Below are 14,863 nucleotides of genomic sequence, written 5' to 3' on the forward strand. Positions count from 1 at the left end.
CCTCAAGTCCTTTGTTTACCGGGTCGTGGGCCGCCAGAAAAAAGTTGGTCTGCAAATTGCTTATGGCTCAGCAGTACAGCGGTGGGCGGCAAACGTCCGGCATGCAGAGGAAAGAGTGTGGACAAGTACCTTTATGTGGCAATGACCGGCGCCAGCCAGAACGCACTGGCGCAAAAGGCTCATGCCAACAACCTGGCGAACATCTCCACCAACGGTTTTCAGCGCGACCTGGAGCAGGCGCGTTCGATGCCGGTGTTCGGTGACAGCTTTCCGGCGCGTGCGTTTGCCATGAGCGAACGGCCCGCCACCGACTTCACGCCGGGCTCGCTGGTGCAGACCGGTCGTGACCTCGACGTCGCCGTGTCGGGTAACGGCTGGATCGCCGTGCAGAACCCCAATGGCGGTGAAAGTTACGTGCGCACCGGCAGCCTCAATATCGATGCCCTCGGCGTGTTGCGTGCCGGCAACGGCATGCCGGTCATGGGCAATGGCGGGCCGATCGCGGTGCCGCCGGAGCAGCAGGTGGAAGTCGGCGAAGACGGCACCATCAGTATTCGAGCGATGGGCGAGGGCCCGCGCGTCATGGCCGAAGTCGACCGCATCAAGCTGGTCAATCCGGACATCAAGAACATGAACAAGGGCCTGGACGGTTCGATTTACACCAAGGACGGCCAGCCTGCGCCGGCCGATGCCAACGTCAAACTGGTGTCGGGTTTCCTGGAATCGAGCAACGTCAATGCCGTGGAAGAAATGACGTCGGTGCTGGCCCTGGCCAAGCAATTCGAATTGCACGTCAAGATGATGAACACCGCCAAAGACGACGACCAGGCCATGGCTCGGGTCTTGCAGATCAGCTAATTATCAGAACGTCGCGCCGTAAAACAGGCGCACGAGGAGAATCGAATGCTTCCGGCTCTATGGGTTGCCAAAACCGGTCTGTCCGCCCAGGACACCAACCTGACCACCATTTCCAACAACCTGGCGAACGTGTCGACCACGGGTTTCAAACGTGACCGCGCCGAGTTCCAGGACCTGCTGTACCAGATCAAGCGTCAGCCAGGCGCTCAGTCGACCCAAGACAGCGAACTGCCGTCGGGTCTGCAAGTGGGTACCGGTGTGCGCATCGTCGGCACCCAGAAAAACTTCACCGCCGGCAGCCTGCAAACCACCGAGCAGCCGCTGGACATGGCCATCGACGGTCGCGGTTTCTTCCAGATCCTGCAGCCGGACGGCACCACGTCCTACACCCGTGACGGTACTTTCCACCTCGACTCCAACGGCCAGATCGTCAACGCCAGCGGTTTCGCCCTGGAACCGGCCATCGTCATCCCGAACAACGCCCAGACCTTCACCGTGGGTCGTGACGGCACCGTGTCGATCACCACCGCCGGCAACGCCGCATCGCAAGTGATCGGCAACCTGCAAACCGCCGACTTCATCAACCCGGCCGGTCTGCAAGCGGTGGGCAACAACCTGTTCCTGGAAACCGCCGCTTCCGGTGCACCGCAAGTCGGTACGCCGGGCCTGAACGGTTTCGGTACCACCCTGCAGAACACCCTGGAAACCTCCAACGTCAGCACCGTGGAAGAGATGGTCAACATGATCACCACCCAGCGCGCGTACGAGATGAACTCCAAGGTGATCTCCACCGCCGACCAGATGCTCTCGTTCGTAACGCAGAATCTGTAATCAAGTCTATGAGGCGGCCATGAGGCTGCCTGCAACACCGTGAGGTAAGGGTCATGAAGCGCTTTGTATCTGTTGTGGCATTGAGCGGGGTCGTCTCGCTCGCGGGCTGCGTCGCTCCGACGCCCAAGCCCAATGATCCTTACTACGCCCCGGTGTTGCCGCGCACACCGTTGCCGTCGGCCGCCAACAACGGCTCGATCTATCAGGCCGGTTTCGAGCAGAACCTGTACAGCGACCGCAAGGCGTTCCGGGTCGGTGACATCATCACCATCACCCTGAACGAGAGAACCCAGGCCAGCAAGAACGCCAACTCTCAGGTGGCCAAGAACAGCAAGACCGGCATCGGCCTGACGTCGCTGTTCGGCAGCAGTGCAACCACCAACAACCCGATCGGCGGCAATGACCTGAGCCTGAGTGCCAGCTACGAAGGCGACCGCGCGACCAAGGGTGACAGCAAGGCCGCCCAGGGCAACACCCTGACCGGCTCGATCACCGTGACCGTCGCCGACGTGTTGCCCAACGGCATCATCGCCGTGCGTGGCGAGAAGTGGATGACCCTCAACACCGGCGACGAGCTGGTGCGGATCGCCGGTCTCGTGCGTGCCGACGACATCGCCACCGACAACACCGTGTCCTCGACCCGGGTCGCCGATGCGCGCATCACCTACTCGGGCACCGGTTCGTTCGCCGATGCGAGTCAGCCAGGCTGGTTCGACCGTTTCTTCCTCAGCCCGCTGTTCCCTTTCTAGGTGGCTACGTTGAATTTCAGAAGTCTCATGGTGGCCGCGTTCCTGTTGTCGGCGGCCTTCAATGCACAAGCCGAACGGTTGAAGGACATCGCCAGCATTTCCGGCGTGCGTTCCAACCAGTTGATCGGCTACGGCCTGGTGGTCGGTCTTAACGGCACCGGCGACCAGACCACGCAGACCCCGTTTACCCTGCAGACCTTCAACAACATGCTCTCGCAGTTCGGCATCAAGGTGCCGCCGGGATCGGGCAACGTGCAGCTGAAAAACGTTGCGGCAGTGTCGGTGAGTGCCGATCTGCCGGCGTTCGCCAAACCGGGTCAGCAGGTCGATATCACCGTGTCGTCCATCGGTAACTCCAAGAGCCTGCGCGGCGGCACCCTGTTGCTGACCCCGCTCAAGGGTATCGACGGCAACGTCTACGCCATCGCCCAGGGCAACCTGGTGGTCGGCGGTTTCGATGCTGAAGGTCGTGACGGTTCGAAGATCACCGTCAACGTTCCGTCGGCCGGTCGCATCCCTGGCGGTGCGTCGGTCGAGCGTTCGGTGCCGAGCGGTTTCAACCAGGGCAACAGCCTGACGCTGAACCTCAACCGTTCCGACTTCACCACCGCCAAGCGCATCGTCGACAAGATCAACGACATGCTCGGCCCAGGCGTGGCCCAGGCCATCGACGGCGGTTCGATCCGTGTGACCGCGCCGCTCGATCCGAGCCAGCGCGTCGACTATCTGTCGATCCTGGAAAACCTCGAAGTCGATCCCGGTCAGGCCGTGGCGAAAGTCATCATCAACTCGCGTACCGGCACCATCGTCATCGGCCAGAACGTGAAGGTCTCGCCGGCCGCTGTGACTCACGGCAGCCTGACCGTGACCATCACCGAGGACCCGATCGTCAGCCAGCCGGGCCCGCTGTCCAACGGCCAGACCGCCGTAGTGCCGCGCTCGCGGGTGAATGCCGAACAGGAAGCCAAGCCGATGTTCAAGTTCGGCCCGGGTACCACCCTCGACGAGATCGTCCGTGCGGTGAACCAGGTCGGCGCCGCGCCGGGTGACCTGATGGCCATCCTTGAAGCACTGAAGCAGGCCGGCGCGTTGCAAGCCGACCTGATCGTGATCTGAGGACGCCGACCATGGATATGCGCAAAAGCGGTCTGGTCAGCAGCAGCGATTCGGGTTCGTACTCCGACCTCAATCGTCTGAACCAGCTCAAGGTCGGCGACAAGAACAGCGATGCGAACATGCGCAAGGTCGCGCAGGAATTCGAATCGCTGTTCCTCGGTGAAATGCTCAAGTCGATGCGCTCGGCCACCGAAGCGCTGGGCCAGGACAACCCGCTCAACACGCCGGCAGCCAAGCAGTATCAGGAAATGTACGACCAGCAACTGGCGGTCTCCATGTCCCGCGAGGGCGGGGGTATCGGCCTGGCCGACGTGCTGATGCGCCAGATGTCGAAGAACAAACCGATGGCGCCGGGCGAGGCTGCGGCCGCATCCGCCGCCAAGCAGGAAGAAGCCAGGGTCAAGGCCGCTGCCGTGGCCACGCCGATTGCCGCCGGCACCGTGGCCACCAATGGCCCGTTGTCGCGACTCAGTGGTGAGCGTCCGCTGTGGGCATCGCGTTCGGTGCATGCGCCGAACACCGAGCTGACCCATCGCAACGACATGGAAATGATCAACCAGCGTCGTCTGGCGTTGCCGCCGAAACTGGCGGACCGCTTGCTCGCAGGTCTGGTGCCTTCGGCCACGCCGGCGGCGGCCACTCAACTGCCGCAACGCGCCACGACCGCCGCTGTCACCGGTTCCGGCCCGCTGTACAACGGCGACTGGCTGGACCGCGCCGAGGCAGATAAAGCTTCGGGCGGGCAGATGCAGATTTACGGTCGCGCCATGGCGCAGATCCCGCTGGCACCGGCGAAGAAAGCGTTCGGCAACGCCGACGAATTCGTCAACACCATGCTGCCGATGGCGCAGGAAGCCGCCGCGCGAATTGGCGTCGATCCGCGTTATCTGGTGGCTCAGGCTGCGCTGGAAACCGGCTGGGGCAAATCGGTCATGCGCGCCCAGGACGGCAGCAGCAGTCACAACCTGTTCGGCATCAAGGCGAGCAGCAACTGGAAGGGCGATTCGGCCCGGGCGATCACCAGCGAATTCCGCAACGGGCAGATGGTCAAGGAGACGGCCGAGTTCCGTTCCTATGCCTCGTACAAGGACAGCTTCCACGATCTGGTGACGTTGCTGCAGAGCAATAATCGCTATCAAGATGTGCTGAAGTCGGCCGATAACCCAGAACAGTTTGTACGCGAATTGCAGAAGGCCGGTTACGCGACCGACCCGAACTACGCGACGAAGATTTCGCAGATTGCCAGGCAGATGACGGTCAATCAGAACTACGCTGCGGCCGGCGTTTCAACAACGCCCTTATAAACACAAGGTAAGGTTTGAATCATGAGTTTGCTCAATATCGGGATGTCGGGGTTGGCCGCGAGTTCATCCTCTCTGGCTGTGACGGGTAACAACATTGCCAACGTCGACACCGCCGGTTATTCGCGTCAGCAAACCGTGCAGGGCACCAAGTCCTCGATTCAATACGGTAACGTGTTCATCGGTACCGGTACGACCCTGGCCGACGTGCGCCGGGTGTACAACTCCTACCTTGAATCTCAACTGCGTACCGCCACGTCGCTCAATAGCGAAGCCGCCGCTTTCGGTGCGCAGGCGACCGCACTGGACGGCTCGCTGTCCGACACCAACACCGGCCTGACCGGCGTGCTGCAGAAATTCTTCACCTCGATGCAAGGCGTATCGACCTCGGCCACCGACGACACTTCCCGTCAGTCGGTACTGACCGGCGCGCAGGCCCTGACCAGTCGCTTCAACGCGCTGGCCAAGCAGATGAACGATCAGAACGCTACGCTCAATGGCAACCTGTCCGACATGGCGTCCCAGGTGAACAAGCTGGCGACCTCGATTGCCACGCTGAACCAGAAGATCGGCGAGATCTCCACCAGCGGCGGCCAGCCGAACGATCTGCTCGACAGCCGTAACGAAGCCGTGCGTCAGCTCTCCGAGCTGACCGGCGCGCAAGTCGTTGAGCGTGGCACCAGCTTCGACATCTACATCGGCAGCGGCCAACCGTTGGTCATCGGCAATACCACCAATACCCTGAGCACCGTGCCGCTCAAGGGTGACCCATCGCGCATGGGCATCCAGATGGATCGTGGTTCGAGCACCATCGACATCACCTCGGCGATGACCGGTGGTGAAATCGGCGGTCTGCTGACTTATCGCAAGGAAGTGCTCGATCCTGCACTCAACGAGCTGGGCCGTGTGGCACTGGTCGTTGCCGACCAGATCAACCGCCAGCAAGCCCAGGGCATCGACAAGAACGGTGACTTCGGCGCGGCGATTTTCAACGACATCAACAGTGCCGCCCTGATCAGCCAGCGCAGTATTGCCCAGTCCGGCAACAGCGCAGGTTCGGGCAACCTTGATGTCACCATCAAGGACACCGGCAAGCTGACCACCAGCGACTACCAGGTCACCTTCACCAGCGCGACCAATTACACGGTCAAGCGCTCCGACGGCACCGACATGGGTTCGTTCAGCACCACGACCACGCCGCCACCAGTGATCGACGGCTTTACCCTGGCCCTCAACGGTGGTGCCCTGAGTGCCGGCGACACGTTCAAGGTCACCCCGACCCGCAACGCGGCGGCCAGCATCCAGACCGTGCTCACCGACCCGAAGAAAATCGCGGCAGCCGCACCGTTGACCGGCGTGGCCAGTGCCAACAACTCAGGCACCTACACCCAACCGACGCTGACTGACGTTGTCGATATCTACAACCCGGCGTCCCAGGCGGAGCTGCAGAACGCGCTCAAGTATTCGACCCCGGTCAAACTGGTATTCGGTGCCACCACCAGCGGCAGCCAGACTTACAACATGGTTGATGCCAAGGGTGCCACGATCGGTTCCGGCGTCATCGTTCCCGGTCAGGCGAACACCCTGAACCTGAAGATCGGCATGGTCGACTCCACCGGTGCCCCGGTGATGGACACCACGGTCATCCCGAACGTGCAAAAGACCTTCACCGTGCAGACCACCGTGGGCGCGACGCCGAAGTCCGGCGAAACCTTCACCATCAACCTGACCGGCGCAGCTTCTTCGGACAACCGCAACGCCCAGGCACTGGTCGGTTTGCAGACCAAACAGACCGTCGACACCGGCACGGCGAGCAAGGGCATCAGCCTGACCGACGCCTACAACAAACTGGTGACCAACGTCGGTACCCAGGCGGCCCAGAGCAAGTCCGACGGTGCGGCCACCACGGTGATCCTGGATCAGGCCCAGGGTGCGCGGGACTCGCTGTCCCAGGTCAACCTGGATGAAGAGACCGGCAACCTGGTCAAGTATCAGCAGTACTACACAGCGTCTTCGCAGATCATCAAAGCTGCGCAGGAAACCTTCGCCACGCTGATCAACAGCCTTTAAGGAGCCGTAATTCATGCGCATTTCCACCGCCCAGTATTACGCGACACAAGCTGCCCAATATCAGCGCAACTACAGCAAGACGGTCGCGACCGCCAACGAAGCCAGCAGCCTGCAGCGCATCAACACCGCCGCCGACGATCCGATCGGGGCTGGTCGTTTGCTGCGCCTGGGTCAGCAGGCCGCGATGCTCGATCAGTACAAAGGCAACATCGACACCACCAAGAGCTCGCTGACTGTTCAGGAATCTACGCTGACGGCCATCACCGACGCCTTGCAGCGCGCCAAGGAGATCGGGCTGGCAGCCAACAACGGCATCGCCACCGACAAGGACCGCCAGGCTTACGCCGCCGAGCTGAGCCAGATCCAGCAACAAGTGCTGGGCCTGATGAACTCCAAGGACGCCAACGGCAATTACCTGTTTTCCGGTTCGAAAACCGATACCGCGCCGTACTCGCAGAACGCCGATGGCACCTACACCTACAACGGTGACCAGACCCAGATCAACCTGGGCATTGGCGATGGTTTGTCGGTGGCCACTAACACCACCGGTTGGGATGCTTTCCAGCAGACCATCAATACTGCGCGCACCCAGACCAACATGACGGCTCCGGCCGTTGATGACGGTCGCGTTGTGCTGACCAACGGTGTCGTTGGCAGCGCGGCGACTTACAACTCCAAGTTCACGGCCGGCCAGCCGTACACCGTGGACTTCATCAGCAGCACTCAGCTGAAGATTACCGATGCCTTGGGCAACGATGTGACGGCCGAAGCCAGCCAGAACGGTCTGATCAGCAACAGCAACGGCGCGAACCAGACGGTCAGCTTCCGTGGCGTCGACATGAAGTTGAACATCAACCTCAAGGCCGGCGACACCAACCCGGACGCGGTCATTGCCGGCCACAGCTTCCAGCTGTCGGCTTCGCCGGACTCGTTCACCACTTCGCGCAGCCCGGGCAACCCGTCGACCGCGGTCATCACCGGTTCCAGCGTGACCAACCAGGCAGCCTACGACGCGGCCTTCCCGTCGGGCGGCGGCGCAGTCCTGAAGTTCACCAGCGCCACTGCGTTCGACCTGTACGCGGCGCCTGTCACTGCCGACAGCAAGCCGATCTCGTCGGGTACCGTGGCTGGCGGCAACGCCACGGCAGCGGGTGTGACCTTCGCCCTCGGCGGCACGCCCGCGGCCGGTGACCAGTTCTCGATCCAGTCCAACAACCACCAGACCCAGAACGTGCTCGACACCCTGGGCCAGATGGTCACGGCGCTGAACACCCCGATCGACGGTGATCCGGTGGCCAAGCAGAAATTCCAGGGGGCAATGGAGTCGGCACTGGGCAACATCGACAGTGCCGCCAACCAGATCGGCAGTGCGGTGACGTCCATCGGTGCCCGCGGGCAGTCGCTGGATGACCAGAGCACCACCAACCAGAGCCTGCAACTGGCGAACGCCACCACCCAGGGCACGATCCGTGATTCGGATCCGGCCGAAGTGATGACCCGTCTGACCTTGCAGCAGACCATGCTGCAGGCCTCGCAACTGGCGTTCAGCAAAATCTCTCAGTTGGGCCTGTTCAACAAGATCTGATCCTGAACGGGCGCGCAAGCGCCCGTTTGCTCTGACCGCTCTGTATCAATCGTCTTTTTTTGCGGTTTCAAAGGGCTCGCTGTTCCGGGCGGGTTCCCGCCGCTTGCGAGTCCGCCGTGAATTCACTTCCCCTTGTCAGCCTCGTCATTCCTGCCTTCAATCCGCGCTTCTTCGAGCGGACATTGAACAGTGCTGTCAGCCAGACTTACAGCCCTCTGGAAATCATCGTCTGCGATGACAGTCGGGGTTCCGAGATCGAACGCATCGTCGCGTCGGTCATCGAGCAGTCCGGCGTCGAGGTGCGCTACGTGCGCAATCCGCGCACCCTGGGAATGATCGGCAACCTCAAGGCGTGCCTGAGTCAGGCGCAGGGCGAGTTCATCAAGTTCCTGTGCGACGACGATCACTTGTATGCCGACTGCATCCGGCAGCAGGCCCAGGAGATGATGCGTGAAGAGGTCAGGCTGGTACTGGCCCAGCGACTGTTCTGGGATGCGCAGGACATCATCCTGCCCGCGCGCCTGGAAAACACATCGTTGTCGCCGCACAGCGGTCTGTTCAAGGGCGACGATCTGCTGGGCATCTTCGAGAAATTCCCGGTCAACGTCCTCGGTGGATTCACCAACGCACTGTTCCGGCGTGCCGACGTTGAAGAGCTGTTGCCGGCGCTGACTCAGGAAGGTCACTGCTTCGTCGCGTCGCTGGATTTTGCCCTGTACGTCTGCCTGCTGCGGCGCGGCAATCTGGCCGTCTCCAACAACGTGCTCAGCGCCGAGCGGCTCTACCCGGAACGTCTGAGTGCGCAACAGCCGATGAAAGACGCGCTCGAGGTCGAGCGTGAGTGGATGCTGCAGATGCTCAAATCGCGCAGCGGCGAAGCCGCGCCGGCGCCGGGATGGGTTCGCTATGTTCCGCTGAGCAAGGCCGATGAGTCTCCGCGGGTCTGGGAAGAGCTGCCGCTGAGTCGCACCCTGGGCTCCAAACAGAGCCGTCAGGAGTGGAGTGTCGGCATCGACAGCTGGAGTTTTGCCGAGCTCTACGCTCAGTGGCTCAATTGCCGAGTGCTGACTGAAGGTCAGCGCACGTTGCTGCCGGAAACCCTGGCCGGCTGGTCGCATCAACCACGGATCGTGCCGATTGTCATCGACGGGCAGGGCAGTCGTGACAGTGTCGAACGCACACTGGCATCGCTTGCCGCTCAGGATTATCCGCCGGAGCTGATCCTTGTCCTGTCCGCCTCGTGTACCGAAACCGAGCTGGACGGGCGGGTGTTCCGCATGCCTTTGCAAGACGACGGCATGGAGCAGATCAATACGCTGCTGCCGCAACTGGCGGGAGCCGACTGGTTCTACCTGTTGCAGGCGGGTGATCGGCTGGTGGCGCCGGCGTTGCTGGTCATGGCCGAGCGCATCGTGCATTGCCCGTCACTGAAATGTCTGTACAGCGACGAGGGCAGCTTGCGTGACGGGGAGTCGGCAGAACCTGCGTTCAAGCCGGATTTCAACCTCGACCTGATGCGCAGCTACCCTTATGTGGGCCGGGCACTGGCTTTCGAGCGTGAGCGTTTTCTGGCGCTCGGTGGTTTTGCACCTGACTTCGCTCAGCTCGCGCCGCACGATGTGTTGTGGCGTCTGGTCGAGAGCGATAGCACACAGGTTGTCGGCCACATTGCCGAGGTCATGCTGGAGTCGCCTTTCGACCTGTCGAAGTGGCTGGCGGCCCCGGGCGTCCTCGAACAGAATCCGCGCGTGCTTGAAGCGCATCTGCAGCGTCTGGGTCTGGCCCACGACATTCGCCGTGGCAGCTGCGAGCTGCTCAATCGTGTCGACTATCATCACGCCCGGCGTCCGCTGGTGTCGGTCATCATTGTGACCCGGGACCAGACCGCCGCCTTGCAGCGTTGCGTCGAGACGCTGCTGGAAAAAACCGCCTACACCGAGTACGAGCTGCTCCTGGTCGATAACGGCAGCACCAGTGCCGAAGCGCTGGCCTGGCTGGACGGCATGGCGCAACTGGGCAGCGACCGGGTTCGCGTGCTGAGCTTCGCGCAACAGGGCAATGCAGCCGCCACGCACAACTTTGCGGTAGGGCAGGCCCGCGGCGAATACGTGCTGATGCTCAATACCTTTGCGGTGATCACCCAGTCCGACTGGCTGGACGAACTGCTCAATCATGCGCAGCGTCCGGAAGTCGGGGTCGTCGGCGCCAAGTTGTACAATCCGGACGGTTGCGTACTGCATGCCGGCCTGATTCTGGGCATGCAAGGCGCCGTGGGATTGCCTTTCTATGGTCAGTCGTTGCAGGCGGACGGGTACATGTTCCGCTTGCAGGCGGTGCATGACCTGAGTGCGGTCGGCGGTGATTGCCTGATGATTCGCAAGTCTGTCTACGAAGCTGTCAACGGGCTCGACGAACAGGATCTGGCGCAGGCCCTCAATGTGGCGGATCTGTGTCTGCGCGTCGGCCGGGAAGGTTACCTGGTGGTCTGGACTCCTTATGCCATGCTGGCCCTGGGCGCGCGGCCGACGGCCGAGGCCACGGCAGAAGAAGAGCAACTGCAGATTCAGGAGCACGAAACGTTCTACAAGCGCTGGTTGCCACTGATTGCGCGCGATCCTGCGTTCAACGTCAATCTGGCGGTGCAGGGTGTCGGTGCGACCAGCTTCAGTCTGGAGCCGGGCCTGCGTACCGGCTGGAGTCCGTTTTCGCGCAAACAGTTGCCGAATGTGCTGGCGGTGCCCATCAACGCTTCCGCCATTGGTCACTATCGCATCAGCCAACCGATGATCGAACTGGAGGCGGCCAACCGTGCCGAGGGGCGGATCTGCTACGGTTTGCCTTCGATCATCGACATCGAGCGGCAGGCCCCCGATGTGATCGTATTGCAGGGGCGCTATTCGGAAAGTGCCATCGATGAAATTCCACCGCTGAAAAACTTTTTCAACGCCCGGCGGATCTACGAGCTCGATGACTATGTCATCGATGTCCCTCATCGCAACGCGCACATTCGCAACATGCCGAACAAGCAGGAAATGGAGCGGCTGGTGCGGCGGGCGATCGGTCTGTGCGATCGGGTGGTGGTGTCTACCCAACCGCTGGCCAACGTTCTGTCGGACATGCATCACGACATCCGGGTCGTACCGAACATGTTGTCGCGGCACTTGTGGACCGACTTGCGCAGCCAGCGTCGCACCTCGAAAAAGCCGCGGGTCGGCTGGGGCGGCGGCACCAGCCACCACGGTGATCTGGCGGTGATTGCCGATGTGGTCCGTGAACTGGCAAACGAGGTCGACTGGGTGTTCTTCGGCATGTGCCCGGATGACTTGCTTCCGTACATGCACGAGTTCCACGGCGTGATCCCGCTGGATGTGTATCCGGCGAAACTGGCCAGCCTCAACCTCGACCTGGCCCTGGCACCGCTGGAGTTCCACATCTTCAACGACTGCAAGAGCAACCTGCGCCTGCTGGAGTACGGCGCGTGCGGTTATCCGGTGGTCTGCACCGATACCGAGGCCTATCAGGGTTACCTGCCGTGCACCCGGGTCAAGACCAACTCCACCGAGGAGTGGCTGCAAGCGATCCGCATGCACCTGGCCGACCCGGATGCCAGTTACCGCATGGGTGATCAGCTGCGTGAAGTCGTACTGCGCGACTACGTGCTGCGCGGCGACAACCTGCGGTACTGGGAAAACGGCTGGCTGGCCGACTGACCGGCACTGCTGAAAAAAAGGCGACTTTCGAGTCGCCTTTTTTGCGTCTTCAAGATTCTGTTTGTATCGGTATCGATACTTTTTTCACCGCAGAGCCTCAAGAATCGGAATTTTCCTGTCGATACTTCTCTATTCGCTGACCTCGGACGGTTGCTGCTGGCGTGATCGGCTTGTGCCCGGGAGGCAGGTTTCCCGATTCAACAACAACGCAAGGAAGACGCAAATGTCAGTAATCAATGGAACAAGTGACGCGGACATCCTGTTGGGCACCGATGGCAATGACGAACTCTACGGACTGGAGTCGGATGATCAGTTGATGGCGACCGACGGATCGGATCTGCTCGATGGTGGGGAAGGCTTTGATACGGCGGACTACAGCGGGCTTCCTTCGGCGGTAAATGTCGAGATCGGCGCGGGTGCGTCGACTGTCACGGGTGTCGACGGCAAGAGCGATACTTTGCTCAATATCGAAAAAGTCATCGGTACCAATCTAAACGACACCTTCACCGCCAACCTCTCCGGTGTGACGCTGGACGGAGGCTGGGGCGACGATGTGTACATCGTCGGCAGCGAAGGCGTGACCATCCTCGAAGATGACCACGAGGGCTACGGCGGCCACGACGAAGTGCGTACCAGCCTCAATACCATCAAGATTAATGCCTCTATCGAGCAGTTGACCTTCACCGGAACCGGGGATTTCAAGGCCTACGGCAGTGACACCGACAACGAGATCGTCGGTGGCGCCGGCAACGACTGGCTGTGGGGCGGCGACGGGGCCGACCACTTCGTGGGCGGCGATGGTTTCGACACCGTCAGCTACAGCGATAGCCCGGAGGGCGTGAGATTCAATGACTACACCAACTTCGACTGGCTGACCTTCGCTTATGGGGACACCTTCACCGGTATCGAAGCCATTCAGGGCTCGGCCTTTGACGACGTGTTCTATTTCAATCAGCCTGAGGACCAGGCGTTTATCCTCGATGGTGGCGAGGGTTACGACACGGTCAGCTATCAATACTCCTATCCGGTGGATATCGAGATCGGCGGTAACTCCAGGTTGTTGAATATCGAAAAAATCATTGGCTCCGGTTTGGCCGATCACTTCACAGCCAGCATCGGTGGTGTGACTTTGGCGGGTGGCGGGGGGGATGATGTCTACACCATCAATAGTGCCGGCGTAATCATCGAAGAAATCGAGGGTTACTTGGGTGGCACCGATCACGTTTACACCAGCCTGTCGACGATGCATCTGGAGTCGTTCGTTGAAAATCTGACCTACACCGGGACCGGTGATTTCACCGGCTACGGCAACGACACCTGGAACTTCATCGTCGGCGGCAGTGGCAATGACGTGCTGTATGGCGGTGGTAACGGCGACAGCTTTGACGGTGGCGACGGTATCGATGTGCTCAGCTACGGTGACAGCAAAGTTGCCATGACGCTGAACTGGGCGACCCGAGAGTTCTCCGGGATTGCCGAAGGCGATATGTACATGAACATCGAAATCATCCGTGGCAGTGACTTCGGCGACACTTTCTACGCCAGTGGCAGGGTTTGGGAACTCGGCCTGGATGGCGGAGCGGGTCAGGATTTGCTCAGCTACAAATACGCCTACATGCCGATAGTTTTCGACCTCAGTGGTGCTGCCTACCAGCCATGGAATCCCGTACCTGTTTTTAACGGGATCGAGTTGATCGAGGGCAGTCAGTATTTCGATTATTTCATCGGTTCCGCCGGCAATGACACCTTCATCGGTGGGGGTGGTGGGGACGTGGTCGATGGCCGCGATGGTCACGACAGTCTCTGGTATCTCACCAGCGCGACAGCGGTCGAAGTCAACCTGCAAACCGGCATTAACATCGGTGGCGATGCGCAGGATGACCAGTTGACCAATATCGAAGGCGTGATGGGCAGCCATTTCAACGACACGCTGATCGGCAATGAGGTCGACAACTACCTGGAGGGCGGACGCGGCAGCGATCTGATCAATGGCGGTGACGGCAACGACACGCTCTACGGCGGACTGGTGTCGGACATCGGACCGTTCAGCCTTGAAGGCGGGGCCGACGATGCGCAGGCCGATCAGTTATATGGCGGTTTGGGAAATGACGTGATTGTCAGCGCTGAAAACGACCTTGGCACCCAGGCTTTCGGTGAGGCTGGCAACGACACCCTGACCGTGGTCAACGGCGTCGCCGATGGCGGCGTCGGCGACGACGTATTGACTGGCAAGGGCAGCACCTATTCGCTGTTCGGTGGTGAGGGGGACGACCGGTTGATTCTCAACCTTTTCGGCCAGCAAGAGTCCGGTGGCGTTGCTGATGGTGGTGAAGGGGATGACGCCTATGTGGTGAACACCTCTGGCCTGGTGACGATCAAGGATGGTGGCATCAGTCTGAATGACACCCTGATTCTGAACACCATCGCCAACGCCAGCCAATTGAACGTTACCCGCGTCGGCGACGACGTCTATCTCCACAGCGCCAACGACGGCAGCACCGGTGTCCCTGACAACGGCGTGAAGCTGGCGGACTGGTATGCGGGCTTCAACACCATCGAACACATTCAGACTGCCGACGGCCAGACCTACGATCTGGCGACGTCCGGTGATGCGTTCGCGATGTTCGGCTGACAGCAGAACCA

At 61.0% G+C, this 14,863-nt stretch carries 9 protein-coding genes; all 9 read left to right on the forward strand.

Annotated elements, in window-relative coordinates:
• The first annotated feature begins 117 nt into the window (after positions 1-117).
• Positions 118-858, forward strand: a complete 741-nt coding sequence (locus CAG25_RS12540; RefSeq protein WP_007958343.1) for a flagellar basal body rod protein FlgF — start codon at positions 118-120, stop codon at positions 856-858.
• Positions 859-903: 45 nt separating this feature from the next.
• Positions 904-1,689, forward strand: coding sequence for a flagellar basal-body rod protein FlgG (gene flgG / locus CAG25_RS12545; RefSeq protein ID WP_039765524.1), 786 nt, complete (start codon positions 904-906; stop codon positions 1,687-1,689).
• Positions 1,690-1,742: 53 nt separating this feature from the next.
• Entirely contained in the window at positions 1,743-2,438 is a 696-nt protein-coding gene (flgH, locus tag CAG25_RS12550) for a flagellar basal body L-ring protein FlgH (RefSeq protein WP_039765527.1), read from the forward strand.
• A 27-nt stretch (positions 2,439-2,465) separates the two neighbouring features.
• Positions 2,466-3,554 carry a flagellar basal body P-ring protein FlgI gene (locus tag CAG25_RS12555; protein ID WP_039765528.1) on the forward strand — a complete coding sequence of 363 codons (1,089 nt, stop codon included), beginning with the start codon at positions 2,466-2,468 and terminating at the stop codon, positions 3,552-3,554.
• 11 nt (positions 3,555-3,565) lie between these two features.
• Positions 3,566-4,858, forward strand: coding sequence for a flagellar assembly peptidoglycan hydrolase FlgJ (flgJ, locus tag CAG25_RS12560; RefSeq protein ID WP_085611553.1), 1,293 nt, complete (start codon positions 3,566-3,568; stop codon positions 4,856-4,858).
• A 21-nt stretch (positions 4,859-4,879) separates the two neighbouring features.
• Complete coding sequence (gene flgK / locus CAG25_RS12565; protein WP_085611552.1) at positions 4,880-6,925, forward strand: flagellar hook-associated protein FlgK; 2,046 nt, start codon at positions 4,880-4,882, stop codon at positions 6,923-6,925.
• A gap of 13 nt (positions 6,926-6,938) precedes the next feature.
• Positions 6,939-8,510 carry a flagellar hook-associated protein 3 gene (locus CAG25_RS12570; RefSeq protein WP_085611551.1) on the forward strand — a complete coding sequence of 524 codons (1,572 nt, stop codon included), beginning with the start codon at positions 6,939-6,941 and terminating at the stop codon, positions 8,508-8,510.
• Positions 8,511-8,626: 116 nt separating this feature from the next.
• Positions 8,627-12,220 carry a glycosyltransferase gene (locus CAG25_RS12575; RefSeq protein WP_085611550.1) on the forward strand — a complete coding sequence of 1,198 codons (3,594 nt, stop codon included), beginning with the start codon at positions 8,627-8,629 and terminating at the stop codon, positions 12,218-12,220.
• A 223-nt stretch (positions 12,221-12,443) separates the two neighbouring features.
• Entirely contained in the window at positions 12,444-14,852 is a 2,409-nt protein-coding gene (locus CAG25_RS28585; RefSeq protein WP_085611549.1) for a calcium-binding protein, read from the forward strand.
• Positions 14,853-14,863: the final 11 nt, after the last annotated feature.

Origin of the sequence: Pseudomonas sp. B16(2017) (genome assembly GCF_002113205.1) — a bacterium.
Lineage (GTDB): Bacteria > Pseudomonadota > Gammaproteobacteria > Pseudomonadales > Pseudomonadaceae > Aquipseudomonas > Aquipseudomonas pharyngis.